This window comes from Mesorhizobium sp. M2D.F.Ca.ET.226.01.1.1, assembly GCF_004022705.2.
Taxonomy (GTDB): Bacteria; Pseudomonadota; Alphaproteobacteria; order Rhizobiales; family Rhizobiaceae; genus Mesorhizobium.
Genome location: NZ_RZOY02000010.1, coordinates 279,971 through 304,491, shown reverse-complemented (window position 1 = coordinate 304,491; position 24,521 = coordinate 279,971). Strand labels below are relative to the sequence as shown.

The 24,521-nt window shown below is 63.9% G+C and carries 25 protein-coding genes; 7 read left to right on the top strand and 18 right to left on the bottom strand.

Annotation, left to right across the window (positions count from 1 at the left end; translation table 11 throughout):
- Positions 1 to 11: 11 nt before the first annotated feature.
- Both EN869_RS23905 and EN869_RS23900 read right to left on the bottom strand, forming a co-directional pair.
- Positions 12 to 929, bottom strand: a complete 918-nt coding sequence (locus EN869_RS23905) for a DMT family transporter (protein ID WP_245489590.1) — start codon at positions 927 to 929, stop codon at positions 12 to 14.
- A gap of 37 nt (positions 930 to 966) precedes the next feature.
- Positions 967 to 1,863, bottom strand: coding sequence for a DMT family transporter (locus EN869_RS23900; RefSeq protein WP_127228434.1), 897 nt, complete (start codon positions 1,861 to 1,863; stop codon positions 967 to 969).
- A 194-nt stretch (positions 1,864 to 2,057) separates the two neighbouring features.
- Here EN869_RS23900 and EN869_RS23895 point away from each other — a divergent pair, with 194 nt between their 5' ends.
- Together EN869_RS23895 and EN869_RS23890 are read left to right on the top strand one after the other, a co-directional pair.
- Complete coding sequence (locus EN869_RS23895; RefSeq protein WP_127228433.1) at positions 2,058 to 2,441, top strand: hypothetical protein; 384 nt, start codon at positions 2,058 to 2,060, stop codon at positions 2,439 to 2,441.
- Positions 2,442 to 2,450: 9 nt separating this feature from the next.
- Positions 2,451 to 3,008, top strand: a complete 558-nt coding sequence (locus tag EN869_RS23890) for an NADAR family protein (protein WP_127228432.1) — start codon at positions 2,451 to 2,453, stop codon at positions 3,006 to 3,008.
- A gap of 3 nt (positions 3,009 to 3,011) precedes the next feature.
- Here EN869_RS23890 and EN869_RS23885 read toward each other — a convergent pair whose 3' ends face one another.
- A complete protein-coding gene (locus tag EN869_RS23885; RefSeq protein ID WP_167507109.1) occupies positions 3,012 to 4,511 on the bottom strand; it encodes a peptidase S10 in 1,500 nt (499 codons plus the stop codon).
- A 304-nt stretch (positions 4,512 to 4,815) separates the two neighbouring features.
- On the opposite strand from EN869_RS23885, the gene EN869_RS23875 reads away from it, so the two are divergent.
- Positions 4,816 to 5,319: an OsmC family protein gene (locus tag EN869_RS23875; protein WP_127228430.1), complete on the top strand. Its 504-nt coding sequence runs from the start codon at positions 4,816 to 4,818 to the stop codon at positions 5,317 to 5,319.
- 167 nt (positions 5,320 to 5,486) lie between these two features.
- Here EN869_RS23875 and EN869_RS23870 read toward each other — a convergent pair whose 3' ends face one another.
- From EN869_RS23870 to EN869_RS23850, 5 genes are all read right to left on the bottom strand, one after another.
- Positions 5,487 to 5,711 carry a hypothetical protein gene (locus EN869_RS23870; protein ID WP_041008353.1) on the bottom strand — a complete coding sequence of 75 codons (225 nt, stop codon included), beginning with the start codon at positions 5,709 to 5,711 and terminating at the stop codon, positions 5,487 to 5,489.
- Between the two features lie 165 nt (positions 5,712 to 5,876).
- On the bottom strand, positions 5,877 to 6,620 hold the full coding sequence (locus EN869_RS23865; RefSeq protein ID WP_127228429.1) for an SDR family NAD(P)-dependent oxidoreductase: 744 nt from the start codon (positions 6,618 to 6,620) through the stop codon (positions 5,877 to 5,879).
- Positions 6,621 to 6,647: 27 nt separating this feature from the next.
- A complete protein-coding gene (gene purF, locus EN869_RS23860) occupies positions 6,648 to 8,129 on the bottom strand; it encodes an amidophosphoribosyltransferase (protein WP_127228428.1) in 1,482 nt (493 codons plus the stop codon).
- 80 nt (positions 8,130 to 8,209) lie between these two features.
- A complete protein-coding gene (locus EN869_RS23855; RefSeq protein WP_127228427.1) occupies positions 8,210 to 8,452 on the bottom strand; it encodes a hypothetical protein in 243 nt (80 codons plus the stop codon).
- Positions 8,453 to 8,463: 11 nt separating this feature from the next.
- Entirely contained in the window at positions 8,464 to 9,357 is an 894-nt protein-coding gene (locus EN869_RS23850; RefSeq protein WP_127228426.1) for a helix-turn-helix domain-containing protein, read from the bottom strand.
- A 111-nt stretch (positions 9,358 to 9,468) separates the two neighbouring features.
- Here EN869_RS23850 and EN869_RS23845 point away from each other — a divergent pair, with 111 nt between their 5' ends.
- From EN869_RS23845 to EN869_RS23835, 3 genes are read left to right on the top strand one after another with little or no spacing between them, the layout of a single operon-like run.
- On the top strand, positions 9,469 to 9,765 hold the full coding sequence (locus EN869_RS23845; protein ID WP_127228425.1) for a type II toxin-antitoxin system RelE/ParE family toxin: 297 nt from the start codon (positions 9,469 to 9,471) through the stop codon (positions 9,763 to 9,765).
- Between the two features lie 12 nt (positions 9,766 to 9,777).
- Positions 9,778 to 10,917 carry a HigA family addiction module antitoxin gene (locus tag EN869_RS23840; RefSeq protein ID WP_127228424.1) on the top strand — a complete coding sequence of 380 codons (1,140 nt, stop codon included), beginning with the start codon at positions 9,778 to 9,780 and terminating at the stop codon, positions 10,915 to 10,917.
- An 11-nt stretch (positions 10,918 to 10,928) separates the two neighbouring features.
- A complete protein-coding gene (locus EN869_RS23835; RefSeq protein WP_127228423.1) occupies positions 10,929 to 11,402 on the top strand; it encodes a hypothetical protein in 474 nt (157 codons plus the stop codon).
- Positions 11,403 to 11,759: 357 nt separating this feature from the next.
- Here the strand turns inward: EN869_RS23835 and EN869_RS23825 are convergent, their stop codons facing one another.
- The 9 genes from EN869_RS23825 to rpsF all read right to left on the bottom strand — a co-directional run bounded on the left by EN869_RS23825 (position 11,760) and on the right by rpsF (position 20,086).
- The gene (locus EN869_RS23825; RefSeq protein ID WP_127228421.1) at positions 11,760 to 12,446 is read right to left on the bottom strand and encodes a CvpA family protein; all 687 of its coding nucleotides are present in this window, start codon (positions 12,444 to 12,446) and stop codon (positions 11,760 to 11,762) included.
- 41 nt (positions 12,447 to 12,487) lie between these two features.
- The gene (gene radA, locus EN869_RS23820) at positions 12,488 to 13,891 is read right to left on the bottom strand and encodes a DNA repair protein RadA (RefSeq protein WP_127228420.1); all 1,404 of its coding nucleotides are present in this window, start codon (positions 13,889 to 13,891) and stop codon (positions 12,488 to 12,490) included.
- A 77-nt stretch (positions 13,892 to 13,968) separates the two neighbouring features.
- The gene (locus EN869_RS23815) at positions 13,969 to 15,459 is read right to left on the bottom strand and encodes a replicative DNA helicase (RefSeq protein ID WP_127228419.1); all 1,491 of its coding nucleotides are present in this window, start codon (positions 15,457 to 15,459) and stop codon (positions 13,969 to 13,971) included.
- Between the two features lie 200 nt (positions 15,460 to 15,659).
- Positions 15,660 to 16,625 (bottom strand): small ribosomal subunit Rsm22 family protein, encoded by a 966-nt coding sequence (locus EN869_RS23810; RefSeq protein ID WP_127228418.1) that lies wholly within the window; start codon positions 16,623 to 16,625, stop codon positions 15,660 to 15,662.
- A 3-nt stretch (positions 16,626 to 16,628) separates the two neighbouring features.
- Positions 16,629 to 16,952: a YnfA family protein gene (locus EN869_RS23805; protein ID WP_127228417.1), complete on the bottom strand. Its 324-nt coding sequence runs from the start codon at positions 16,950 to 16,952 to the stop codon at positions 16,629 to 16,631.
- Between the two features lie 67 nt (positions 16,953 to 17,019).
- Entirely contained in the window at positions 17,020 to 18,315 is a 1,296-nt protein-coding gene (locus EN869_RS23800; protein WP_127228416.1) for a cyclopropane-fatty-acyl-phospholipid synthase family protein, read from the bottom strand.
- Between the two features lie 225 nt (positions 18,316 to 18,540).
- Positions 18,541 to 19,125, bottom strand: a complete 585-nt coding sequence (rplI, locus tag EN869_RS23795; protein ID WP_040984793.1) for a 50S ribosomal protein L9 — start codon at positions 19,123 to 19,125, stop codon at positions 18,541 to 18,543.
- 218 nt (positions 19,126 to 19,343) lie between these two features.
- On the bottom strand, positions 19,344 to 19,592 hold the full coding sequence (gene rpsR, locus EN869_RS23790) for a 30S ribosomal protein S18 (protein ID WP_006203718.1): 249 nt from the start codon (positions 19,590 to 19,592) through the stop codon (positions 19,344 to 19,346).
- A complete protein-coding gene (rpsF, locus tag EN869_RS23785; RefSeq protein WP_127228415.1) occupies positions 19,592 to 20,086 on the bottom strand; it encodes a 30S ribosomal protein S6 in 495 nt (164 codons plus the stop codon). Before rpsF ends, rpsR begins: the two co-directional genes overlap by 1 nt.
- Positions 20,087 to 20,522: 436 nt before the next feature.
- Here rpsF and EN869_RS23780 point away from each other — a divergent pair, with 436 nt between their 5' ends.
- Positions 20,523 to 22,133, top strand: a complete 1,611-nt coding sequence (locus EN869_RS23780) for a pilus assembly protein (protein ID WP_245489591.1) — start codon at positions 20,523 to 20,525, stop codon at positions 22,131 to 22,133.
- 390 nt (positions 22,134 to 22,523) lie between these two features.
- On the opposite strand, the gene EN869_RS23775 is transcribed toward EN869_RS23780, so the two are convergent.
- Positions 22,524 to 24,452 carry an LTA synthase family protein gene (locus tag EN869_RS23775; RefSeq protein ID WP_127228414.1) on the bottom strand — a complete coding sequence of 643 codons (1,929 nt, stop codon included), beginning with the start codon at positions 24,450 to 24,452 and terminating at the stop codon, positions 22,524 to 22,526.
- Between the last annotated feature and the right edge of the window lie 69 nt (positions 24,453 to 24,521).

The following is a 24,521-nucleotide window of genomic DNA, read 5'->3' as shown; positions in this document are numbered from 1 at the left end:
GCAAAATATTTTTACGAACGCGCCGATTTCGCCTTTAGCCAGTCGCGTCCGGCATGGACGAAAACCGCGCAAAGCACGATGGCGCCGCCCACAACGCTGGCCAATGGCGGGGCCTCGCCAAGAAACAGCAAGGCAAACAGGATGGCGAAGGGCACCTCGGCCGAGCCGAGTAGGCCGGCTTCGGCGGATGGGATGAGCCGCGAGCCTTCCGTCCACAGGATCGAGGCCATGGCGAAGGAGCAGCCGAAGGCCCCAAGCAGCACCACGTCGCGGGCCGACACGGCGAGCGGATCGGTGACGAACCAGCCGAGCACGAAAAGCAGGAAGGCTGACACGGCGCCGGCCCAGACGACCGGGGAATCGCGAAAAGCGCGCACCATGATCATGTAGAGCGCACTGCCGGCGGTCATCAAAAGCGCCAGCCCGTCGCCGAATAGGTGCCCGCTGCCGAGGCCGGCGCCCACCATGATGGCGACGCCGCACATCGACACCGCGGCAGCAACCATCGTCTGCAGCCGGATTCTCTCGCGCACCAGAAGGAAGGCAAGAAGCGCGGCGATGAAGGGCGAAGTGGCGTAGATCACCGCGACATTGGCCACATAGGTGAATTTGAAGGCCGAGATGAAGGCGATGCTGGCGGCCGCACCTTCGATCGCCAGCAGCCAGCCGCGCCAACCCAATCTCAGGCTTTCGCGCCCGGCCGAGCGGCGACGGCGCCACAGCACATAGAAGGTAATCAGGATCGAACCGACGAAGCCGCGCCAGCAGGTGATGGTCAGCGGATCGGCTTGGATCGATTTGGTCAGCACGCCGGTGAGCGCGAAGGCGATGGCGGAGGCCGATACCAGGATGATGCCGAGCGTGCGCTCGGCTGCCACGTCGGCGGCGGCAGGCGAGAGCTTTTCCGGCATGTGGAGCGTGTCGGTCATGGCGTCATCCTATGCTGTTGCTCCTGACAGCCTTCCGTCATGAGGCCTGCTCCCGCTTGCGGAAACGCTCGTTGCCGACGACAAGCAAGCCGGCGCCGATGATCAGCGCCGCGCCCATGAACACTTCCGCGCGCGGCACGTCGCCCCAGATGCCGTAGCCCAGCGCGAAGGCCCATACCAGCGAGGTGTATTCGAACGGCGCCACGATCGACACCGGCGCGCGCTTCATGCCTTCGAACAGCATGTATTGCGCCACGCCGCCGAGCGCGCCGACGCTCAGCAGCAACAGCAGTTGCGTTCCGTCAGGCATGCGCCACCAGATCAGCGCCGGCACCGCCGAGAAGAGCAGGAAATAGAAATTATTGAGCACAAGCTGGATCATGGTGCGCTCCTGCATGGCTGTCTTGCGCAAGAGCACCACGGCGATGCCCCACAGCACCGCGGCGGCCAGCACCAGAATCACCGGCACGGAGAGGCCGAGCCGCGTCGGATCGCAGGCGATGAAGACGCCGGCGAAACCGATGAAGACCGCGATCCAGCGCAACAGCGGCACCGTTTCCCCCAGGACTAGCACCGACAGCACGGTGACGATGATCGGCGCGGCGTAATAGATGGTGGTGAGCTCGGCGAGCTGCAGCGAGCGCGCGGCATTGTAGTAGCAAAGCCAGGCGGCCAGCGTGAAGGCGCTGCGCACCAGCATCGGCCTGACGATCGGCGAGGCAATCGTAGCGGCAAACAGCCGCTTCCCGCCGATCGCGCCGCAGGCGACAAGCACCGTGATCGAGCGGAAGAACATGATCTGCCACACGGTCATGCCGGCGACCAGAAGCTTGATCGAGGCATCCTGCGCCGAAAACAGGAAATAGGCGGCAGCGGTGAACAGGATGCCGGCCAGCACCCTTTCGCGGCTTTCGAGGACGACGACATCGGCCATGGTATCGATCTGCTTGCCCGGAGGTGGCCCGTCCGACCGGTACCACACCCGCAGCTATACGAGTGAAAACAAGGGCAGCGCTGCGCCAGCAGGGCGCTTGCGTTGGCGCAGGGATGGCAATCCCTGCACCGGATGATAGCGTGGCGAAGGCTGGGGGAGGGGCATCGGTGAAAGCAGTCTTTGTAGCGGGCGCAATGCTGATCGCGAGCGCGGATATCTCCGGCGCCGAAACCGTTTACAGCTACGAGCACGGCCCTTCGACGATGTGCGGCATCCACGGTGGCGACACGGCGGATTTTCTCAGGCAGGTGCGGGCGAGCCTCCGTCAAGCTCCGGCATCAGACCGCTTCGACTTATTCGTCGCCGGCGACGGGGTGACGCAATGGGTTTTTACAAAGCCCTCCGAGAAGGCCTATCCCGCCGTCACCTGCCGGTGGCTGGACAAGGACCCGCAGGGCCATTGGATCCTAAAACGGAAAATCCGCTGCGAGGCCAACCGCGCCGCCTGTGAAAGGTTGGCCGACGAATTCGCGAGTCTCGACGATCAGCTGCGGCGCTCGCTGGCGGACAAGAAGTAAGGTGTTCGCATGACCTATGACCGCGCCTGGCTCGAAGAAGCCGTCCGCTCCAAATCGCGCCCGCGCCTGCTGTTCTACTGGGGCCACCAGCCCTCGAAGGACGGCAGCATTACCGCATCCTGTTTCAGCCAGTGGTGGCCGGCGCCCTTCATCGTGGCCGGCTCACGCTATGCGACGGCCGAACACTGGATGATGGCGTCCAAGGCGCGCCTGTTCGGCGACGAAGAGATGGTGGCGCGGATATTGGAGGCCGGCAGCCCCAAGCAGGCGAAGGAATTGGGCCGCAAGGTCAAGGGCTTCGACGGCGCGCTGTGGGACCGCGAGAAGAACGATATCGTCGCCGAGGGCAGCTTTCAGAAATTCAGTCAGAACAAGGATTTGGGCGCATTCCTGCTCGCGACAGGCGACAAGGTCCTGGTCGAGGCAAGCCCTGTCGACCGCATCTGGGGCATCGGCCTTGCGGCCGATGACGAGAAGGCCGCCAATCCGTTGCTGTGGCGCGGCGAGAACCTGCTCGGCTTTGCCCTGATGCAGGCGCGAGACCGCCTGCGAGGGAAGGCAGCCTAGCACTCACTGCGTCGCCTGATAGAGCTCCGAGGCCGCGTCCTTCAACGCGCGCCGCCCGTCCGGCCGCAGATACATCATGTGGCCGCCTTCGACGACGTCGAGCCGGATCGGCTTGGCGTCGGCGAGCGAGGGGACCTGGTCCACCAGATAGCGCGAGGCGAGATAGGGCGTGACGAGGTCGGTATAGCCATTGACGATGACGACACCGAGGGCAGGGTTGAGCGAGCGCGCCCGCTGCAAATCGTTCATGACGCCGGCATAGCCCTGGCCCGAGGTGCCGTAGTCCCAGTTGCGGGTGACCTCGCCATTGAGCAGCCGGTAGCTGACATCGGTGCGGTAGTTGAGTTCGTCGCGGGCATAGGCGACGAAGGCCGAGGTCAGCGCCGGAACGCTGCGGTCGAGCACCGGATCGGGGCCGGCGTCGCGCGGGCTTTGCGGCGCGATGTCGGAAGTGCCGATGGAAGCGTCATAGGGGCTGAGCACCTTGCCCGTGGCGCGCTGGAATTCCTTGGCGAAAAGGCCGGTCGGGATGCGGGCAAAGTTGCGCTGGACGAGCTCGAGCGGCAGGCCGGTAATCTCGGAGACGCGTCCGCTGGCGAGCTTGCCGCCTTGCTCCAGCCCGCTGTTCAACGCAGTCAGGTAATCGCCGAGCGCGTAATGCTCGACCTCGGCCAGCCTGTCGCGCAGCGCGTCGCCGCTCACGCCGTCGCCCTTCAGCCGCGTCGCCGCCAGCGACGGCAGCTCGAGCGCCCAGTGCAACTGGTCGAAGTGATCGGGCCGCACCAGCATGAACTCCAGCGCCGGCGAGATCAGCACGATGCCGCTGGGGCTCAGGCCCACATCCTCCTGCAGCGTGCGGGCAAGCAGCGCGGCGCGGAAACCGCCATAGCTTTCGCCGGCGAGGAACAGCGGCGAGCCGGTGCGCCCGTTCTGCGCCAGATAGAGCCGGATAAAGGCGCCGACCGAACTGGCGTCGGCATCGACGCTCCAGAATTCCTTCGGCTCATGCCCCGGCGCTTCACGGCTGTAGCCGGTTCCGACCGGATCGACGAAGACGAGATCGCTCATGTCGAGCCAGCTGTCGGGATTGTCGATGAGCTTTTGCGGCGGCCGCAGGAATTCGCCGTCGGCGGCGGTCTCGACGATGCGCGGCCCGATCGCGCCGAGATGCAGATAGGCCGACGCCGCGCCCGGCCCGCCATTGAAGACGAAGGTGATCGGCCGCTCCTTCGCCGGAGCGGGCGACTGCTGCGTGTAGGCGACATAGAAGATCTCAGCCGTGACTTCGCCCTTGCCCGACAGTAGCGACAGCGTGCCGGCCTTGGCCTGGTAGTCCAGCTTGCGCCCGCCAAGCGTGATCGAATGCTCGGTGACCTGCGGCGCCGGCAGCAGCGACAGCACGCCGCCTTGGGGGGCGGGCCGCTCGGGTGCTTCCGCGGCGAGGGCTGGCTGGGCGAAAGCGGCAAGCGCCAGGAAAGCGAAAGAGATGAGCTTGGATCGCATGAAGGCTCCACGCGGCATGACATCGCAAAGGTATGGCCGGAACGAAGGAAGTCAAAGAAACTATTAGCAAACGTCGAGTTCCTTCGCGCCCCCCTCTGGCCTGCCGGCCATCTCCCCCACGAGGGGGGAGATCAGATGTCGCGTCGGCCTTCGCCAATCTCCGACGTTGACGAAAGGGCGCCGCCGGAGAAGCTGCCAATCTCCCCCCAAGTGGGGGAGATGTCCGGCAGGACAGAGGGGGGCGCTGTCCCGCCAGCACAACAGTGCTATCAAGATGTCAAAGACGTATCGGAAGGACAACCCAATGGACGCCACCGCACTTAAGGCCATGCAGGCGCCGCTGAAGGAAGCCTATCGCGACGATGCGGCACGAGCGCTGATCACGCTCAGAGCCCGAGGCACGCTCGACGATCAGTCGATCGCCTGCAAGGTTGAGACGGGCAGGGCGCTTGCCGTCGCCGGGCTTCATCCGGCCACCGGCGGCTCGGGGCTCGAGCTATGCTCCGGCGATATGCTGCTGGAGGCGCTGGTCGCTTGCGCGGGCGTAACGCTGAAAGCGGTAGCGACGGCGCTGGAGTTCAAGCTCGGGAACGTCACCGTCGAGGCCGAGGACGACCTCGATTTTCGCGGCACGCTCGGTGTCGCCAGGGACGCGCCGGTCGGTTTTCGCGAGATAAGGCTGAAATTCGACCTCGACACCGACGAGCCGCCGGAGCGCATCGATGCGCTGTTGAAGCTCACCGAGCGCTACTGCGTGGTGTTCCAGACGATCAACAACAAGCCGGCGCTGAGCGTGAGCGCCAACTGATCTCCCCTCTTGAGGGGGAGATGTCGCCGAAGGCGACAGAGGGGGGCGCTGCGCGTGAAGCGCCAACGCTTTCGTATGACGAGAGGGGGCCTCGGCGTTCTATGCGAAACGACCCCCTTCTGGCCGCTTCGCGGCCATCTCCCCCTCAAGGGGGGAGATTAGCCCCGCTACTGCGCCGACGGCGTCTCCGCATCGCCCTCATCGGTGAACGGCGAGGCGCTCGGCACGCATTGCACGGCCCAGCCCTGCGGGGTCGGCTGCTTCTGATATTCGGTGATGGCGTTGGTGCACTGTTCGCGGGTGTCGAAGGTGCTGGGCAGCACCACCATGCCGCCCTGCGGGCCGGCGATCACCAGATACCAGACCAACGCTACGCTGGGGGTGGCAGCCATGGATATTCCTCACTTTGCTCAAATGTCGGAGTCGAACTGACTCTAGCAACTCCCTCAGGAAGGCGAAAGCAGGGCGGCGGCACACGCTTCCACCGCCTCGGTCACAGACCCGTGAAAAGAGTGATTGGGCCTTGGCTCACTCGACCGCGCCAGGCGCCCGGGCTTTTATTCCGGCTGCCGGTAGGCGACGAAGCGGTTGTGCTTGGCCTGGAAGATCAGTCCGGTTTCCTTCAGCTCCGGACTTGCCAGGGGCACGATGCGTTTGGCGACCTCGGACGGATGCGGCAGCGTCTCCGGATCCTCGCCGGGCATGGCCTGCGCGCGCATCGCGGTGCGGGTCGCGCCGGGGTCGGCAGCATTGACCCTCAGCGGCAAGGTCTCGGTCTCATGCGCCCAGGATCGCATCATCGTTTCGACCGCGGCCTTCGATGCCGCGTAGGGCGCCCAGAAGGCGCGCGCCGAGTGCGCTGCATTGGACGACAGGATGATGGCGCGGCCGGCATCGGAGAGCCTCAGCAGCGGGTCGACCGAACGGATCATCCGCCAGGTCGAGGTGACGTTGACGGTCATCACCTTCTCGAAGGTCTTGGCCTCGACATGGCCGATCGGCGAGATCACGCCGAGCACGCTGGCGTTCGCCACCAGGATGTCGAGCTTGCCCCAGCGCTCGTGGATGGCGCCGCCCAGCCGGTCGATGCCGGCCATGTCGGTCAGGTCGAGCGGCGCCAGCGTCGCCTGGCCGCGGCCATCGGCCTTGATCTGGTCGTCAAGCTCTTCCAGCCCGCCGACGGTGCGCGCCACCGCGATCACATGCGCGCCGGCCGCCGCCAGTTCTCTGGCGATGAAATAGCCGATGCCGCGCGAGGCGCCGGTAACGACCGCCACGCGGCCGGAAAGGTCGAGGGTCATGTGAAAGCTTCCGTAAGATAGACCGGCTTACGATCCGCTCGACGCCAGCAGCGACAGCGTGCGCACATTGTCGTGGCCTTCGAAGTCGAGCAGCCGGGTGGGGTACTGTCCGGTGAAGCAGGCATCGCAGAATTGCGGCTGGTCGGTGTCGCGGCGCGCTTCGCCGACGGCGCGGTAGAGCCCGTCGATCGACAGGAAGCCGAGCGAGTCGACGCGGATGAACTCGGCCATCTCCTCGACCGACATGCGCGAAGCGAGCAGCTTCGACTTCTCGGGCGTGTCGACGCCGTAGAAGCAGGACGCGCTGGTCGGCGGCGAGGCGATGCGCATATGCACTTCCCTCGCGCCGGCGTCGCGCACCATCTGCACGATCTTCTGGCTGGTGGTGCCGCGCACGATCGAATCGTCGACCAGCACCACGCGCTTGCCCTCGATCATGCGGCGGTTGGCGTTGTGCTTGAGCTTCACGCCCATATGGCGGATGGAATCGCCGGGCTGGATGAAGGTGCGGCCGACATAGTGGTTGCGGATGATGCCGAGTTCGAAGGGAATGCCCGCAGCCTGCGAAAAGCCGATCGCCGCCGGCGTGCCGGAATCCGGCACCGGCACGACGATGTCGGCCTCGACCGGGTTTTCCTGAGCCAGTTCTGCGCCGATGCGCTTGCGCACTTCATAGACGTTGCGGCCCTCGACCGACGAATCCGGGCGCGCGAAATAGACATATTCGAAGATGCAGAAGCGGGTCTTCTGCGGCTCGAACGGGAACAGGCTCTCGATCCCCTTGGAGGTGATGACCACCATCTCGCCGGGCTTGATGTCGCGCACGAAGCGGGCACCGATGATGTCGAGCGCGCAGGTCTCGGATGCCAGGATCCAGGCGCCGTCGAGATCGCCCAGCACCAGCGGCCGAATGCCCAGCGGATCGCGGCAGCCGATCATCTTCTTGGCCGTCATGGCGACCAGCGAGAAGGCGCCTTCGACCTGGCGCACAGCCTCGATGAAGCGGGAATTCAGATCGCGCTCCTTGCTGGTCGCGACCAGGTGCAGCAGCGTCTCGGTGTCGGAGGTCGAGGAGAAGATCGAGCCCTGTTTCTGCAGCGCGCGTTGCACGGTGAGCGCGTTGGTGAGGTTGCCGTTATGGGCGACCGCCAGGCCGCCCTCGGCAAGCTCGGCGAAGAACGGCTGGATGTTGCGCAGGCCGGCGCCGCCGGTGGTGGCGTAGCGTGTGTGGCCGATGGCGCGATTGCCCTGCAGGCTGTCGATGACGCGCTGCTTGGTGAAGGTGTCGCCGATCAGGCCGACATGGCGCTCGACATGGAACTGGCTGCCGTCATAGGAGACGATGCCGGCCGCTTCCTGGCCGCGATGCTGCAGGGCGTGCAGGCCGAGTGTGACGATGGCCGCCGCGTCCTGCCGGCCGAAGATGCCGAACACGCCGCACTCGTCGTGGAAATGATCATCGGCCTCGGCGGAAAGGACTTTGCCTCTATCTGCCGTTGAGTCTGCCATCTGGTGCTCAAGCTCCGCTAAAGCTGCCATATAGGGCCATCGCTCGCCGAACGCAACGCATGCCTTCAGGCGGTAGTGGGTCAGTTTGAAATTCCGGGGCCACGCTGGGAGCGAAGCATAAGGCGGGCGAATTTGGAAATGTAATGACCGACTGCGTAGAACCCGCACAGGAAGATCAGCGAAAAATCAGGGTAGCCGAAGTGCGTGAACCGCAAGAGATCAGCTAACGCGAAAAGACCGATTAGGGCCGCAACGCCACGAAACATGATCCCGAAAATTCGCGCGAAATTGAAGAAAACCCGGAACCAAATCTCTTCCGTCATTGCCCGTACTCCTAACCAATCAAGCCGCACTGCGTTTTTGCGTAAGGACCGCGTTTCCGATCCGCCTGCGCTTCGTTAGCCTCGATCAGCGCGACAATATCACCGATTTCCCAAAGCTTGTCAGTCACGCCAGCGGCCATGGCAGGGGTAACGCGCAGCGCCTTATGGATGCGGACGAAGTTGTAGTACATGAAGTGCAGAGCGACCGCGTTGGCGTGAGCCTCCACCTTTTTCGAAAAGCCGTTGGTCAGACGGGTGAAGCGGCGCATGTGCATCCGCATCGTAAGGTTCTGGCGTTCGGCAAAAGACGTGCTGACGTGCTTGAGGTCGGGATTGCCTTCGATGGTCTCTTTGCGTGCGCCAGTGCATTCGGCGGGACTGTAGCGGCCCTTGGTGCTGTCCGGCGACGTGCCGTAAATCTTGACGAGCATGGCGTAATCAACGTCGCCACCGAAGGCGCCTTCGACCGCTTCAAGATAGGCCCTGTGGCCGTCACTGGTCAGTTGCACGCGGTTGTTGAGACGGCGGGAAAGATCGTCAATGAAGGCCATGGCGTATTCGCTATCACGGCCGCCGACCAGCCACGACATGACAAGCTTGGTGTCGGCATCGATGGCCGTCCAAGTCCAGGTATCGCCAGCCCATTCCGGCGCAGCCTTGGCGGCCCGCACGTTCTTTTCCTTGGCGTAGGTGAAGCTCCATATTTCGTCTACCTGAATGCGCTTGCTGGTCAGGTTGCGCAGGGCTTCGTCCTGATAGGCCGCGCACACCGCGCCAGCATCCGAAAGCAGCTTAGCGACGGTGTTCTTGCTCATGCCCATAACGCGGGTGATGGCACGGATCGACTGGCCTTCGCAGAGCAGGTGCAGGATTTGCGAGCGGGTTTTGGTGTCGAGCTTGTTCATACCCGCACCCTCGCAAACTTCAAATCGACAGTCAAGCATAAGGGTCAGTTTAACGCATGGCGTTCATCCGTTTATTGACGCGTAAGTGTTTGGCGTGTAGAGTGATTCCGCATGAGGATCGTGTTCGCGGACAAAGACCTTGCGCGCATATTGACAGAGGAGGCCCACAAGCTCGGGCTTCCGATCGCTGTCATCAAGGCGGCCCGCAACAAGCTCGTGCAGTTGGAAGCAGCACCGGACGAGCGAACCTTGAGAAACCTTAAAGGGCTTAATTTCAAAAAACGGCAGGGCGTCGATGACGGCGTTCGGTCGATACGTGTCAATGACCAGTATCGCATTCTATTCACGATCTCAGACGGGGATCGTCCACCCGTCGCGACGATCCAGGCAATTGGCGACACGCACTAGAGGAGGTTCGGTATGACCATCGCATCTAGCCTTATTGACGTGCCGCACCCCGGCGAGTTCATCCGCGAGGAGCTTGATGCGCGCGGCTGGTCTCAGCGCGACCTCGCTTACATTCTTGGAGTGCAGGAGCAGGCTATCAACCCGATCATTTCGGGAAAGCGAGGCATCAGCCCCGAGATGGCCAAGGCACTTGGTGACGCGTTCGACGTGTCGGCTGAGTACTTCGCGAATTTGCAGCAAGCATACGAAATGGCGAACGCGCACGCGCCGGACCCCGGTGTGGCACGGCGCGCTCATCTACAAAACGTATATCCGATTAGGGAAATGATCAGGCGGGGATGGTTGGAGGATACCGGTATAGGTCTTCTTGAAGCGCAATTGATGCGGTTCTTTGGTAAGAACGATCTGTCGGACATCCCGTATTTGGATCACGCCGCGAAGAAGGCTGACTATTCCGAAGACACTCCTACGCAAATGGCATGGCTTTTTCGCGTCCGGCAGCTTGCATCGGAAATGGTCGTGGAAGGCTACTCTGAAACCAGGCTGCGAGCGTTGGCGCGTGATCTCTATCGCTTCATGATTGATCCTGAGGATGTCCGGCGAGTTCCCCGCGCGCTTGCGGAATGCGGTGTTCGCTATGTAATCGTCGAGACGCTTCCGAAGGCAAACATTGACGGCGTTTGCTTCTGGCTTGACGACGCGTCTCCCGTGATTGGCATGACAACGCGATTTGATCGGATCGATAATTTCTGGTTCGTCCTACGGCATGAGATTGAGCACGTGCTGAACAGGGACGGGCGCGGCAGTCTTAGGCCAGAGATCGTAGATATCGAACTAGAAGGAGAGCGGGCCGGAACTGGCGAAAATCTCACAAAAGAAGAACGCTTGGCCAATCAGGCGGCAGCCGATGCCTGTGTTCCTTCCAGTGATTTGGAATCCTTCTTCCTTCGGAAGTTCCCCTTCATTTCGGAGCGAGACATGCTCGGGTTCGCCCGTCGAGTGCAGAGGCACCCCGGAATTGTAGTCGGGCAGCTCCAGCGCAAAATGGATCGATATGACTGGCTCGCACGATACAAGGTGAAAATACGGCAGTTTCTGATTGGCAGCGCTTTGATTGATGGGTGGGGAAACGCTGCCCCGTCTACTCTCTAGGAGTTCCCACAATGGCGAAATACAAAGAGACATTACAGCGCATCTGGCACCAATACGAAAACGAGCACGGTCACGTTCCCGCTTCGACCCGTGAAGCGGTGCAGTGGGGCGTTTCGCGTGGAATGATCCAGGCACCGGAAGTGGACCCGCTTGCGAAGCTGGTTGAAGACATGTCCGATGCCCTTCGCGAAGAATATGCTATCGACGCGGAGGGCCGCCGCTATAGAGTGAACCATGCGGTCAGGGTCACCCGTGCCGGGGTGCAGTACACCCTCTGGGGCGTAATGAAGGATGCGCCGCGTGAGCACATGCAGAAGGCGTTCATTCAGCGCCGCGAGCAAATCGTTGGCGATTGCGTGCAGCTAGCGACGGACGTTGACGCCTACAATGCAATGAAGACCGACCAGCCGCGTATTCAGATGGTCTTTGACTTCCGAGATGACATTGCAGAGCGCTTCGCGCTCGACGAACCAAGAGCCGCCTAGCTCTTCTTCCATCGTGCCTCGGCAGCGATCCGCGCTATTTCGGATCGCTGTTGCGGGGTCAAAGCTTTCATCCGAGCTTTGGAGCCTTTCAAACCACCCTTGACCGCACTGGCGAGCGGTTTCTTATCCTCGGCCTCGCCTGTGGCGAGCGAGACAATCGACTTCGCCAACTGGTTAGGATCGCGCGGGCGCTTTGGGTGCTTCGTCATGGCTTGAAGATGGCATGCGCTTCCGCCTATTTCCAGACAGAGCGGAGGCGAAAGCACCTATTGTGATCGGGGCGAAATTTCAAACTGACCCACTACCCTTCAGGCAATAACAAATAGCGCGACGGGCAGGCCGCGAGAGCCTGCCAAATCAGTTTGCCGGCGCAGGTGCTGGCGCTGGCGCCGGAGCGGGCGCAGGCGTGGCCGGCTCGTTGTCGGCCGGAGCCTCGCCCTCGCTGTCGTCGGGCGCCGTCGCGTTGTCGTCGCCGGGTGCCGGCGGCTCCGCCGCGGGCTGGTCGCCCGTTGCCGGCGCGCCGGCCTGCGGCGTGCCCTTATGCGTGTATTTGTTGACCAGTTCCTCGGTGTTTTCCGGCAGCACGCTTTCGAGCTTGGCGCCGATCGACTCGAGCAGCGGCCGCGACTTGGCATTGGCGACCCAGGCGGGAGTCTTGGCGCCGGCCAGCCAGTTGAAGAACAGGAGCGCCACCGCGACCACCAGGATGCCGCGCGCCGCGCCATAGAGGAAGCCGAGCGTGCGGTCGAGCGCGCCGATGCGCGAATCGATGATCCAGTCGGCAAGCTTCATGGTGATGACCGAGACGACGATCAGCGCGATGACGAAGACGACGCCCGCGGAAGCGGCCATCGCGATCTTGTCGTTCTCGATATAGGGCTGAACGTAAGGCAGGACCGGCTTGTAAAAGAAGAACGCCGCCGCAGCCGCCGCTGCCCAGGAAACCACCGACAGAACTTCGCGCGAGAAACCGCGCACCATGGCGAGCATCGCTGAAACCAGGGTGAAGCCGACGAGAATTCCGTCAAGCAGCGTAATCGGCATGTCCTCGCCCCACTTCCTGTCTTACGGCTTGATGAGCCGCGTCACTCATCGTCGCCGGCACGGCCGCGCCGTGAGCCGGCTATGCGCGCCACAAGGTCGGCAAGCTCGGTGGGCTGGAACGCGCCGGCCCCGATCCCCCCGGCAATTTCCTCGCTGCCGAGCGGCAGTACCGCGCTACCGAAACCCAGCTTTTCGGCTTCTTTGAGACGCTGCTGCGCATGCGCAACCGGCCTCACCGCGCCCGATAGGCTGATTTCGCCGAAATAGACGCAATCGGCGGGAAGGGCAAGACCGGTGAGCGATGAAACCAGCGCGGCGGCGACCGCCAGATCGGCCGCCGGTTCCGAGATCCGGTAGCCGCCGGCGACGTTGAGATAGACATCGTGCTGGCCGAAGCGGACGCCGCAATGCGCTTCGAGCACGGCAAGCACCATCGACAGCCGCGCGCCGTCCCAGCCGACGACGGCGCGGCGCGGCGTGCCGAGCGAGGAGGGCGCGACCAGCGCCTGGATCTCGACCAGCACCGGCCTGGTGCCTTCCATGCCGGCGAAAACCGCGGCGCCCGGCGATTTTGCATGGCGTTCGCCAAGGAAAAGCTCGGACGGATTGGAGACTTCGCGCAGGCCCTTGTCCGACATCTCGAAGACGCCGATCTCGTCGGTCGGCCCGAAGCGGTTCTTCACCGTGCGAAGGATGCGGAAGTGATGGTTACCTTCGCCTTCGAAGTAAAGCACGCCGTCGACCATGTGCTCGACCACGCGAGGGCCCGCGATCTGGCCCTCCTTGGTGACATGCCCGACGAGCACGATCGCGGCGCCTGTGGATTTCGCGTAGCGGATCATCGCTTGAGCAGCGGCGCGCACCTGGGTGACGGTGCCCGGTGCCGAATCGGCAAGGTCGGTCCACAGCGTCTGGATGGAATCGAGGATGACGAGGTCCGGCCGCTTGCCGTCGGCGATGGTGGCGAGAATGTCCTCGACATTGGTTTCGGCGGCAAGCTCGACCGGCGTCGAGGCGACGCCGAGGCGCTGCGCCCGCAGCCTGATCTGCGCCACCGCTTCCTCGCCCGAGACATAGACGATGCGATGGCCTTTCGAGGCGAGTGCCGCCGCCGCTTGCGTCAAAAGCGTCGACTTGCCGATGCCGGGATCGCCGCCGACCAGCAGCGCCGAGCCGCGCACGAAGCCGCCGCCGGTGGCGCGGTCGAGCTCGCCGATGCCCGACACGATGCGCGGCGCGTCCTCGATGTCGCCGGAAAGGCTGGTGAGCACCACGGCGCGGCCTTTGCGGGCGTTGCGCGTGTTCGCCGGCCCCGAGCCGATGCCGCCGGACGTGCCTTCCTCGACCAGCGTGTTCCACTCGCCGCAGGCATCGCATTTGCCCGCCCAGCGCTGATGCACCGAGCCGCAATTCTGACAGATGAACTGAACGCGCGATTTGGCCATTAGACGCGGCCCGATATTGGATAGGCTGGCGGGACAGCGCCCCCAGGGGGGCGACGGAGTGAGGCGTTTCCCAAAAGCTACTCAAACCTCTCCGGCAGATGGTGCTCTTCGGCCAGATCGGAGAACCGCGTGAACTCGCCGTGGAAGGCGAGGCTGACGGTGCCGGTCGGTCCGTGGCGCTGCTTGGCGACGATGCACTCGGCCTTGCCGCGCGCCTCGTTCATCTCGTTTTCCCACTTGACGTATTCTTCGGTGCCGAGCTTCGGCTCGCGGTTCTTGAGGTAGTATTCCTCGCGATAGACGAACAGCACCACGTCGGCGTCCTGCTCGATCGAGCCGGATTCGCGAAGGTCGGAGAGCTGCGGGCGCTTGTCGTCGCGGCTTTCGACCTGACGCGACAGCTGCGATAGCGCGATGATCGGCACGCCGAGCTCCTTGGCCAAAGCCTTCAAGCCCGTGGTGATCTCGGTGATTTCCTGCACGCGGTTCTGCGAGGCGCGCGCGCTCGATCCCTGCATCAGCTGGATATAGTCGATGACGATCAGGTCGAGGCCGCGCTGCCGCTTCAGCCGGCGCGCTCGCGCCGAAAGCTGCGCGATCGAGATGCCGCCGGTCTGGTCGATGAACAGTGGGATCTTCTGCATCGTCTGCGAGCAGGCGACGAGTTTTTCGAAATCCATCTCGGTGATCTCGCCGCGGCGGATCTTCGAGGAAGAAATCTCGGTCTGCTCGGAGATGATGCGGGTGGCGAGCTGCTCCGACGACATTTCCAGCGAGAAGAAGCCGACGACGCCGCCATTGGCCGCCTTGAAGGTGCCGTCGGCCTGCTGCGCCGGCCGGTAGGCTTCGGCGATGTTGAAGGCGATGTTGGTGGCCAAGGACGTCTTGCCCATGCCGGGACGTCCGGCGAGCACGATCAGGTCGGAGGGCTGCAGGCCGCCCATGCGGCGGTCGAGGTCGCGCAAGCCGGTGGAGATGCCGGACAGATGGCCGTCGCGCATATAGGCGGCGTTGGCCATGTCGACGGCGGTCTTGACCGCATCGTTGAAGCTTTCGAAGCCGCCGTCATAGCGGCCGGTTTCGGCGAGCTCGAACAGCCGCCGCTCCGCGTCCTCGATCTGGTCGGAGGGCGACATGTCGACCGGCGCGTCATAGGCGATGTTGACCATGTCCTCGCCGACGGTGATCAGCGCGCGGCGCGTGGCGAGGTCGTAGATGGCGCGGCCATAGTCGGTGGCGTTGACGACTGTGACTGCTTCGACGGCCAGCCGCACGACATATTGCGCCACCGTCATGTCACCGACCTTCTCGTCGGCCGGCAGGAAGGTCTTCAGCGTGATCGGCGTCGCGATCTTGCCCATGCGGATCAGCTCGGACGCGACTTCGAAGATCCGGCGGTGCAGCGGCTCGTAGAAATGAGCGGGCTTGAGGAAATCGGAGACGCGGTAGAAAGCGTCGTTGTTGACGAGAATGGCGCCGAGCAGCGCCTGCTCGGCCTCGATGTTGTTCGGTGCCTCGCGATAAAGCGGCGTCTCCGCCGCGCCGAATTTTCTCGCCGCCTCTGCCATGATGTCCCCGATTTCGATCCCGCCTTCCTCGATATCAGAACGGGAAAATTCAGTGCTGACCTTTCTGCAACAGTACGATTCTGACTAACCTTGATGCTCGCGATTCACAGCCAAAATTTTCTGGTGGAAAAAATCGTCATTGACTCGAATCGAAGAGGCAGAAAGATAGCTCTTCAAACGAGAACAAAACAAGAAAATTCCTATCGCAGCTTATCGCCCCAGTCCGCCCGCCGCGCGGCCTTGAACACATCGCCGTCGCGCTTACTGAACAACTGATCGCCGGCGCTGCCATCGGGCTGGCAGAGTTTCAGCACCACCTTGCCGGAGCCGCCCTTCGGCGGCGCGATCACCCGTGCGGGGCGCGCCGGCGCCGGCCGCCTGGAGGCTGCGAGATAGATGAATTTTTCGTCTTCCCACGGCACCTCGGCCTCCTTGACCAGGCGATGCAGGCGCGAGCGGGCGACGCGCCGCGCGAAATGGCACCAGTCGGGCGGCGCGAGCGGGCAGGGCGCCTCATGCGGGCACGGCGCCAGGACATGCGCGCCGTCCGCGATCAGCTGTTGCCGCGCGGCAAGGATGCGCTGCCAGCCGGCGGGCGTGCCGGGCTCGACGAGGAGAATTGTGTCGGCCGTGAGCCGCCAGAGCCGGTCGATGAGCTTCGGCAGCGATAAAGGCACGATCTCGTCCAGCACATAGGCGGCGCTGACCAGGTCTGCGGGCTCCATGCCGTCAAGATCGATGGTGGCGTCGCCGGCGATCCAATCGGTGCGGGCTGCAATCGCGCCTTGCGCCAGCGACTGCCCGGCCCTGCGCACGGCAGCACTTGCCTCGACCAGAACCGCCCGTTCCAGCTCGGGCCAGGCATCAATCGTGGCCCAAAGCATGGTGCCAGGGCCCGCGCCGATATCGAGCAGGCTTGCCGGCCGGAAATCGGGGCGGGCCTCCCCCAGCGCATCCAGGCTGGCGCGGATGGCGGCGTAGGTCGCGGGCAGCCGCGTTGCCAGATAGGCCTTGACCGCCATGTCCTCGCCCATGTGCAGGCGGCCGTCGCGCAGCTCGGCGCGGTAGCGCTCGGAAAGCGTCCTTGCGGCCTGCTTCAGCGCCGGAAGCGGCACTTTTTCCAGCAGGCTGTCGACGCCTTGGCGGAGCGGGGCGGGGAGTTCCATCGCTCAGGCCCCGCGCGGCGCAAGCAGGATGACGGAGGCCCCGACGATACAGAGCGCCGCGCCCGCCAGATCCCAGCGGTCGGGACGCACGCCTTCCACCAGCCACAGCCAGCCGAGCGAGGCGGCGATATAGATGCCGCCATAGGCGGCGTAGGCGCGGCCGGCGGCGTTGGTGTCGACCAGCGACAGCAGGAAGGCGAACAGCGCCAGCGAGACGAGGCCGGGAAGAAGCCAGAGTGCTGACTTCTCCAGCCGCCACCATGCCCAGAACGAAAAGCAGCCGGCGATCTCGGCGAGGGCGGCTGCGACATAGATGAGGTAGGTCATGAAAAAGGTCCCGCGAACGAGACCTTTTTCGTTGCGCCAGGCCGCAATGGCAAGCGGCAATGCGTGCCTATTCCACCGCCTTGCGCCTGCGCGTCGGCTGGGCCGGCTGGGCGGCGGGCGCTTCAGGCTCCGGATGGTCGTGGTCGCGCAGCTCCAAGGCTTTCTCGCACTTGGCGATATAGTCGCGCGTCACCGGTAGCGTGTCGTTCCTCTTGGCGATCTGGAACTGGAAGATCACCAGGTCCTGCCAGCGGAAGGCGGCTTCCGAGGCGGCGAGATAGAACTCCCACATGCGGCAGAAGCGCTCGTCATAGATCGCCTTGGCCTTGTCGCGGTTGGCGGCGAAGCGTGCGCCCCAGTGCTTCAGCGTATCGGCGTAATGCAGCCGCAGGATTTCTATGTCCGTCACCACCAGGCCCGACTTCTCGATCGCCGGCATCACTTCCGACATCGCCGGGACGTAGCCGCCCGGGAAAATGTATTTGCGCACGAAGGCGCTGGTCGCCCACGGCACGCCGGAACGGCCGATCGTGTGGAGCAGCATAACGCCATCCGGCTTGAGCAGCGTCGCCGCCTTGTCGAAGAAGGTTCGGTAATGATTGACGCCGACATGCTCGAACATGCCGACCGAGACGATGCGGTCGAAGCGCTCGTTGATGTGCCGATAGTCCTTGAGCTCGAAATGCGCGCGGTCCTGCAGGCCTTGCGCATGCGCGCGGTCGGTGGCGACGCCATGCTGCTCGGTCGAAAGCGTCACGCCCTGCACGTCGACGTCGAAGGCCTTGGCGAGATAGAGGCCGAGCCCGCCCCAGCCGGAGCCGATGTCGAGCACGGTCTGGCCAGCCTTGAGCCTGAGCTTGGCGGCGATGTGGCGCTTCTTGGCAAGCTGCGCTTCGTCCAGCGTCATGTCGGGCTGCTCGAAATAGGCGCAGGAATACTGCATGTCCTCGTCGAGGAAGAGCTTGTAGAGCTCGCCCGACAGGTCGTAGTGGCGCTGCACATTGCGGCGCGAGCGTGCTGCGGTGTTGATCTGCTGCAGCCGGCGGAAGGCATGGCGCAGACCCTCGATCGCCTTCGACCAGGACACGTCGATGCCGCTCGAGCCCATGTTCTGGAACGCGATGCGCATCAGCCCGAGAACGCCGCCCTCGAGCACATCCAGCTCGCCGTCCATATAGGCTTCCGGCACCGCCAGCATCGGATCGAAGCTGATGGCGCGCTCGGCATGCAGGGTCTTGATGTGGATATGCACCGGCTCGCCGCTGCCGTCGCCGAACTTGTGCGTGGTGCCCTTCGGCCCGGTCACCTTGAGGTCGCCGGCCCGCACCAGGCGCTCGAGAACGTGCTTCAACAGGATATTCATGACCACATGTCCCCTCAGTCGGATCACCCGCAATCGGACTGGAATGCCAAAGTGCCACAGCGCGTCGCCCGCGTCCAATCGACGCGCCACGCTGTAATGTGCACAAGATATAGGGTGTCGAAAAGTTCCGTTTGGCACAAAAAAGCCCGGGTCTGAGACCCGGGCGTTAGTCCAGAAAATTCTGGAGGATCGTGAACCGAAGCGACGCCTCGGTTGTGTGGTCGATCAGGCGTTCTCTTCGCCGCCCTCGAACTCGGCGTTCGGGTCGAAGAAATTCTCCGGCCGGGCGTTGTCGTTGATGTCGTCGCCATAGATGGCTTCGGCGGTGGTCAGCGTCTCGCCCTTGGCCTGGCGCTCCGCCTCGTCGGCCGAACGGGCGACGTTGAGCGTCACGGTGACCTCGACTTCCGGATGCAGCGCGATCGCCACGTTGGAGAGGCCGATGGTCTTGATCGGCTGGTTGAGCTCGATCTGGTTGCGGCTGACGGTGAAGCCCTCGGCGGTGAGCAGCTCGGCGATGTCGCGGGTCGACACCGAGCCGTAGAGCTGGCCGGTCTCGCCGGCCGAGCGCACGACGATGAAGCTCTTGCCGTCCAGCGTCTCGGCGATCTTCGAGGCCTCCGACTTACGCTCCAGGTTGCGGGCTTCGAGCTGGGCGCGCTGGCCCTCGAACTTCTTCTTGTTGGCTTCGTTGGCGCGCAGCGCCTTGCCCTGCGGGAGCAGGAAATTGCGGGCGAACCCGTCCTTGACCTTCACGGTCTCGCCCATCTGGCCGAGGCGGGAAATGCGCTCGAGGAGGATGACTTCCATGGTTTCGTTCCTTCGTCTGGGCGTCGATCGTCCGATCGGCGCTGAATGAATTGGAACAGGTCAGGAAGCTTTGGCGCGGCGTCGCCGCTCTTGTCGCTGTCCTGCCTGTCTGGGCAGTTAGAGGCAATTGGCCCCAACTCGGGATTTTGATCGAGACCCAGCGGCGCCCGTCGCCATGGGTGAAAGAAGCGGGCGGCGAGCCGCCCGCTTCGGAAATCCTAGCGAACCACGTAGGGCAGCAGGCCGAGGAAGCGGGCGCGCTTGATCGCCTTGGCGAGCTCACGCTGCTTCTTCTGGCTGACGGCGGTGATGCGCGACGGCACGATCTTGCCGCGCTCGGAAATGTAGCGCTGCAGGAGACGCACGTCCTTGTAGTCGATCTTCGGAGCGTTGGCGCCGGAGAACGGGCAGGTCTTGCGGCGGCGATGGAACGGACGCCGGGTCGGGATCTGGTTGATGTCGACCATTATTCTGCACCCCCTTCAGAGCTTTCGCGCGGACGGCGCGGACCACGGTCGCCGCCGTCACGGTCGCCGAACGAACGCGGACCACGGTCGCCGCGGTCGCGGTCGCCGAAGGAACGCGGACCACGGTCGCCGCGGTCGCGGTCGCCGAAGCCGCCGCGCTCGGAGCGCTCTTCGCGCTTCTGCATCATCGCCGAAGCGCCTTCCTCATGCGCCTCGACCTTGACGGTGAGGAAGCGAAGGACGTCTTCCGACAGGCCCATCTGGCGCTCCATCTCGTTGAGCGCGGCCGGCGGGCAGGTGATGTCCATCAGCGTGTAGTATGCCTTCCGGTTCTTCTTGACCCGGTAGGTGAGGGACTTCAGTCCCCAGTTCTCGATCCGGCCGACCGAGCCGCCATTCGCGGTGATGACGCCCTTGTACTGTTCGACAAGCGCGTCAACCTGCTGCTGCGACAGGTCCTGCCGGGCAAGAAACACATGTTCGTAAAGAGCCATTATGTTTTAGTGCCTTTCTTCGTTTCTCCGTCCGGCCCTCGCGGCTAAGCCTCTGCAACTTGTCCGACCCGATCATCGAGAGCGGGGAAGAAAGGAGCATCGCGAGACGGTCGAGAGCGGAGACACGGGAGGCTGGAAGCGCATCTGGCTTCGTGTCGCGACCTTCGAAAAGGCCACGGCCCTCCGTTCAGCCCCCAGCAAGGACCGGCAGATTGGGGCGGGTCTATACAGCAATTTCCAGCGAAGGCAAGGCCCCGCCGGCGTCACCAATGCCGCGGGCCTGCAGCGGGGGTCCTTCCTCCGCGCCGGCCAGGCAGGTCTTTCTTAACTAACAAACGTGCCCGGTTATCTCAGGAGCGCTCGTGAACTCCATATTTATTAGTAATCGCATACGGTCGGTTGAAGGGCGAACGCAGCCATTGAGGGGGGGGCGGCTTTGGCGTCGATTGAGAATTTCTGGCGCTCGAAGAGCGGCAATTTCGCGTTGGTGCTGGCGCTGGGCGTGCCGGCCATCCTGGCCTCGGTGGCGTTTGCCACCGATGTCTCGACGCTGATGCGGGCCAGGAGCAATCTTCAAAGCGCCCTCGACGCCGCGAACCTCGCCTCCTCGCATCTGGGCGATGCCGAAGTGACCCGCAATGACGCCTTCGACCGCTATTTCCAGGCCAATGTCGCGAGCCACGGCGAATTGTCGAATGCGCAGGCGACGCTCACCGTCGACAAGGGCATCAACTATGTCAGGACCAAGGCCTCCGCCAGCGCCGACGTGAACCTCAACTTCGCCTTCCTGTTCGGCGACGAGAGGCACATTAGCGTCGAAGCCGGCGCGGTCGAATCCAACAACCAGCTCGAAGTGGTGCTGGTGCTGGACAACACAGGTTCCATGGCCGGCGCCCGCATCACGGCGCTCAGGCAGGCAACGACGTCGGTGCTCGACTATCTCGAAGCGGTCAAGTCGCCGACCCGTCCGGTGCACGCTTCGCTGGTGCCCTTCGTCACCGCCGTCAACGTCAACGGCCCTGAATTCGATCCCGCCTGGATCGACATGGACGGGCAGTCGTCGACCAACGGCGTCAATTTCGAACCCGTCGACGGCAAGCGTCCCGACCACATGACGCTGTTCAGGGAGCTGGAGGAGGACGTGCCGGTGTCGAAGCGCACCGGCTGGAACGGCACCGGCTGGAAGGGCTGTGTCGAGGCGCGTCCGGGCGCGCTGAACATCGCCGACACGCCGCCGGACCCGTCGAAGCCCGACACGCTGTTCGTGCCTTATTTCGCGCCCGACGATCCCGACGTCGCCAAGAAGCCTTCCGCCGCCTACGGCAATTCGGCGAGCGGCTACAACAACTCCTATCTCGACGACACCGTCGACAAGGTGAAGCTGGCGAATTCGAAAACCAAGCTCGTCGGCAAGAACGCCGACAAGGTTGCCAAATACCCGGCCTCGACCAACAAGCTGATCACCGAGACCGGCAGCGCGATCACCATCGGCCCGAACCGCGCCTGCCCTACGCCGATCATTCCGCTGACGGACGATTTCGACAAGCTGCGCCAGGCGGCCGCCCAGATGAGCGAATGGAACGGCTCCGGCACCAATGTCTCGGAAGGTCTGGCCTGGGGCCAGCGGGTGCTGTCGCCGCAGCCGCCTTACACCGATGCCGCCCCCTGGAAGACGCAAGGCGTGAAGAAGGTCGTCATGCTGCTCACCGACGGCGAGAATGTCGTCTATGGCGCGAGCGGCCAGCAGACCAAGTCCGACTACACGTCCTACGGCTATCTCGCCGGCGGCCGCTTCGGCACGGACAACCAGACGGCGGCGGCGCGCAAGGTCGACGGCTGGACCAAGGATGTCTGCACGCAGCTGAAAAGCGAAGGCGTGGAACTCTACACGATGGTCCTGCAGGCCGACACGCCGGCCAACCGCGCGCTCTACAGCGCCTGCGCCTCCGACCCGAGCGACTATTACGCCGTCGAGGACCCGGCGAAGCTCCCCAACGTCTTCCAGACGATCGCCAACAAGTTCTCCAGGCTGCAGCTCACCAACTGACGAGGCCTGGCGCGGCCGCATGAGAACGGTCGTGGCAAGATGAATCCGCCATGACCCGCTTTTCAATCCCCTTCGGTTCAAATGAGCCGGCGCCAGCCTGACAGTACCGCCACTGCCAACTCAGCTCGTATGCGCGATGAGCTTGTCCACTGTCTCGGGAAGTCCGGCGTTCGACCAGATGCCAGGGCGCGTCGTGATGCTTCGGAAACAGTGCATTCATCGCAGCGCTAAGTCCGACGCAAGTCGTTCCGCTGCTGCGAAAGGCGATCGACGTGTTCGCCCTGGGTGGCTTTCATTGAACCCACCGCGACCGCCACCGGGCCTCCAACGTCGAATACAGGGCGCCGACTGATCAGCCCAACTGTCCAGTGGGCTTGGATTGCCGTCACCTCAGCTCGTATGCGCGACGAGCTTGTCCACCGTCTCGGGGAAGAAGTCGGGCGCCGAGTGGCGCTTGCCGAACATCATGTCGTACTGGATGAGCCGGAAATCGTTGATCTTCGGATCGATCTGCTTTTGCCGCGCCCAATCCGGCGTCGCTTCGCCCGCGGGCGACAAAAGCAGGTTGCGGTCGACCACGCGGTAGTGTTCGCGCAGCGCGCCGAGGAACCCGGTGTAGTAGGGATGCGTGATGCCGGCCGTGGTCAGGATATGGTAGGGCAGGAAGGCCGGGCTGACGGCGCCGAGATGTTCCACCGGGCCGGACCGGTTCGACCAGATGACCAGAGGCGTGTCGTGATGCTCGAGCGCGGCGTCCGCTGTCGGTTCCTTGCGCGGCGCGACATTATCCTTGAGGAAGCCGGTCTCGACATAGACGGGGCCCAGCGGCGGCAGGTGGTCGCCGAAGAAGGCGATGATGGTCGGCCGCTGGCGCTTCTTCGCCCAGTCGATCAGCCGCTGCAGGCCGTGGTCGGCATCGGCCGAGCCCTCGGCATAGGAAAGCAGCGATTCCCGCGCCCAGGAGCTGATCGACGCGTCGACCGAATGCGTCGGGTTATAGTAGCGATAGGGTTCGTACGGACCGTGGTTCTGCAGGCTGACGGCGAACAGGAAAACCGGATCGTCGCCGGTGTCGGCCTCGCGGATGATCTCGTCGGTCATCGCCGCGTCAGAGGCGAGCGGCCCGCGTTTTTCCATCGGCGGCAGCGTCTCTTCGGAGCGGAAGTCGCTGAAGCCGAAATCGGCATAGACGGCGCCGCGGTTCCAGAACCAGTTGGTGCCCGGATGAATGGCGCGCGCCCGGTAGCCTTCGCTCTTCAGGAAGGTCGCCAGCGAGGGCGTCGGCGTGCGCACATATTGCTGGTAGGGGATCGAGCCTGCCGGCAGGAAGGCGTTGGAAAAGCCGGTCAGCGCCTCGAACTCGATATTGGCGGTCATGCCGCCGAACTCGGGCGAGAACATCGAGCCGGAGCGCAACGCGCGCACTGTCGGGATCGGGTCCGGCTTGATGGTGACACCGGGCAGCATGGTCGGATCCCAGAAGGATTCACTCATCACCACGATGATGTCAGGCTTCTCCTCCGGCACCGAAGCGGTGACGTCGGGCCGCTGGATCGCGGCCATCGTCTTGTCGGAATAGCCGGGCGGCGCCGAGACATGCGCCATCGGCACGTTCATCGCGAAGGCCAGCGCAAAGCCGTTCGAGGCGTAGTTTTCCTTCTGGTCCCACATGATCGGGATGATCTGCAGCCGGTCGCGCGTCCACGAAAAGGTGGCGTAGTCCATGATCGAGACGAAAAAGGCGAGCAGCGGCACGGCAAGCGCCAGTCGCGCCACGCGGCCCTTGCGGCTGAGGATCGGCACCCGCCGGCGCCAGCTCCGCCAGCCATAGACGAGCAGCGTCAGGCCGCCGACGATGCCGGCGGCCAGCATGACGGCGGTCCACGGGCGCTCGCGCACCAGCAGCGGCATCAGGGCCATGATCTGGCGGGCAAACAGGAAATCCGTCGGATAGAGCGGGTCGCCTAGATAATGCGATTTCTGGTGGCCGACAAAGGCCAGCGCCAGTGTCAGCGGCGCCACGATCATCAGGTTTTGATGGCTGCGCCCGAGTATGGCGTCGAGCCCGACCATGACCAGCGCGAAGAGGATGATGGTGGTCCAGCCCGGTTTGAACGGTTGCAGGAAGAAATCGACCGTGCCGAAGAAATCGCCGCGCACGATCCATTCGATCGCGAATACAAGCAGGGCCGCGGCAAGAAGTGTCGCCAGGCCGTAGCGTACAGTCGGCCAGGGTCGCCCCGGCAGATAGCCGGTGGACGGATCGTCTTCCAAAAATTGAGGCACGGGTTTGGCCGCGCCTTTCCTGATCCTTGCCACTTTACTTCCCCCGGCCCACGCAACACGCCTTCCACGCGCGTCATGGTTTTGTCATTGAAGTGTCACGCA

What these genes read in the sequence shown, in the direction of transcription:
- EN869_RS23905 (WP_245489590.1), bottom strand. Translation starts at nt 929, where the DNA reads ATGACCGACACGCTCCACATGCCGGAAAAGCTCTCGCCTGCCGCCGCC.
- EN869_RS23900 (WP_127228434.1), bottom strand. Translation starts at nt 1,863, where the DNA reads ATGGCCGATGTCGTCGTCCTCGAAAGCCGCGAAAGGGTGCTGGCCGGC.
- EN869_RS23895 (WP_127228433.1), top strand. Translation starts at nt 2,058, where the DNA reads ATGCTGATCGCGAGCGCGGATATCTCCGGCGCCGAAACCGTTTACAGC.
- EN869_RS23890 (WP_127228432.1), top strand. Translation starts at nt 2,451, where the DNA reads ATGACCTATGACCGCGCCTGGCTCGAAGAAGCCGTCCGCTCCAAATCG.
- EN869_RS23885 (WP_167507109.1), bottom strand. Translation starts at nt 4,511, where the DNA reads ATGCGATCCAAGCTCATCTCTTTCGCTTTCCTGGCGCTTGCCGCTTTC.
- EN869_RS23875 (WP_127228430.1), top strand. Translation starts at nt 4,816, where the DNA reads ATGGACGCCACCGCACTTAAGGCCATGCAGGCGCCGCTGAAGGAAGCC.
- EN869_RS23870 (WP_041008353.1), bottom strand. Translation starts at nt 5,711, where the DNA reads ATGGCTGCCACCCCCAGCGTAGCGTTGGTCTGGTATCTGGTGATCGCC.
- EN869_RS23865 (WP_127228429.1), bottom strand. Translation starts at nt 6,620, where the DNA reads ATGACCCTCGACCTTTCCGGCCGCGTGGCGGTCGTTACCGGCGCCTCG.
- purF (WP_127228428.1), bottom strand. Translation starts at nt 8,129, where the DNA reads ATGGCAGACTCAACGGCAGATAGAGGCAAAGTCCTTTCCGCCGAGGCC.
- EN869_RS23855 (WP_127228427.1), bottom strand. Translation starts at nt 8,452, where the DNA reads ATGACGGAAGAGATTTGGTTCCGGGTTTTCTTCAATTTCGCGCGAATT.
- EN869_RS23850 (WP_127228426.1), bottom strand. Translation starts at nt 9,357, where the DNA reads ATGAACAAGCTCGACACCAAAACCCGCTCGCAAATCCTGCACCTGCTC.
- EN869_RS23845 (WP_127228425.1), top strand. Translation starts at nt 9,469, where the DNA reads ATGAGGATCGTGTTCGCGGACAAAGACCTTGCGCGCATATTGACAGAG.
- EN869_RS23840 (WP_127228424.1), top strand. Translation starts at nt 9,778, where the DNA reads ATGACCATCGCATCTAGCCTTATTGACGTGCCGCACCCCGGCGAGTTC.
- EN869_RS23835 (WP_127228423.1), top strand. Translation starts at nt 10,929, where the DNA reads ATGGCGAAATACAAAGAGACATTACAGCGCATCTGGCACCAATACGAA.
- EN869_RS23825 (WP_127228421.1), bottom strand. Translation starts at nt 12,446, where the DNA reads ATGCCGATTACGCTGCTTGACGGAATTCTCGTCGGCTTCACCCTGGTT.
- radA (WP_127228420.1), bottom strand. Translation starts at nt 13,891, where the DNA reads ATGGCCAAATCGCGCGTTCAGTTCATCTGTCAGAATTGCGGCTCGGTG.
- EN869_RS23815 (WP_127228419.1), bottom strand. Translation starts at nt 15,459, where the DNA reads ATGGCAGAGGCGGCGAGAAAATTCGGCGCGGCGGAGACGCCGCTTTAT.
- EN869_RS23810 (WP_127228418.1), bottom strand. Translation starts at nt 16,625, where the DNA reads ATGGAACTCCCCGCCCCGCTCCGCCAAGGCGTCGACAGCCTGCTGGAA.
- EN869_RS23805 (WP_127228417.1), bottom strand. Translation starts at nt 16,952, where the DNA reads ATGACCTACCTCATCTATGTCGCAGCCGCCCTCGCCGAGATCGCCGGC.
- EN869_RS23800 (WP_127228416.1), bottom strand. Translation starts at nt 18,315, where the DNA reads ATGAATATCCTGTTGAAGCACGTTCTCGAGCGCCTGGTGCGGGCCGGC.
- rplI (WP_040984793.1), bottom strand. Translation starts at nt 19,125, where the DNA reads ATGGAAGTCATCCTCCTCGAGCGCATTTCCCGCCTCGGCCAGATGGGC.
- rpsR (WP_006203718.1), bottom strand. Translation starts at nt 19,592, where the DNA reads ATGGTCGACATCAACCAGATCCCGACCCGGCGTCCGTTCCATCGCCGC.
- rpsF (WP_127228415.1), bottom strand. Translation starts at nt 20,086, where the DNA reads ATGGCTCTTTACGAACATGTGTTTCTTGCCCGGCAGGACCTGTCGCAG.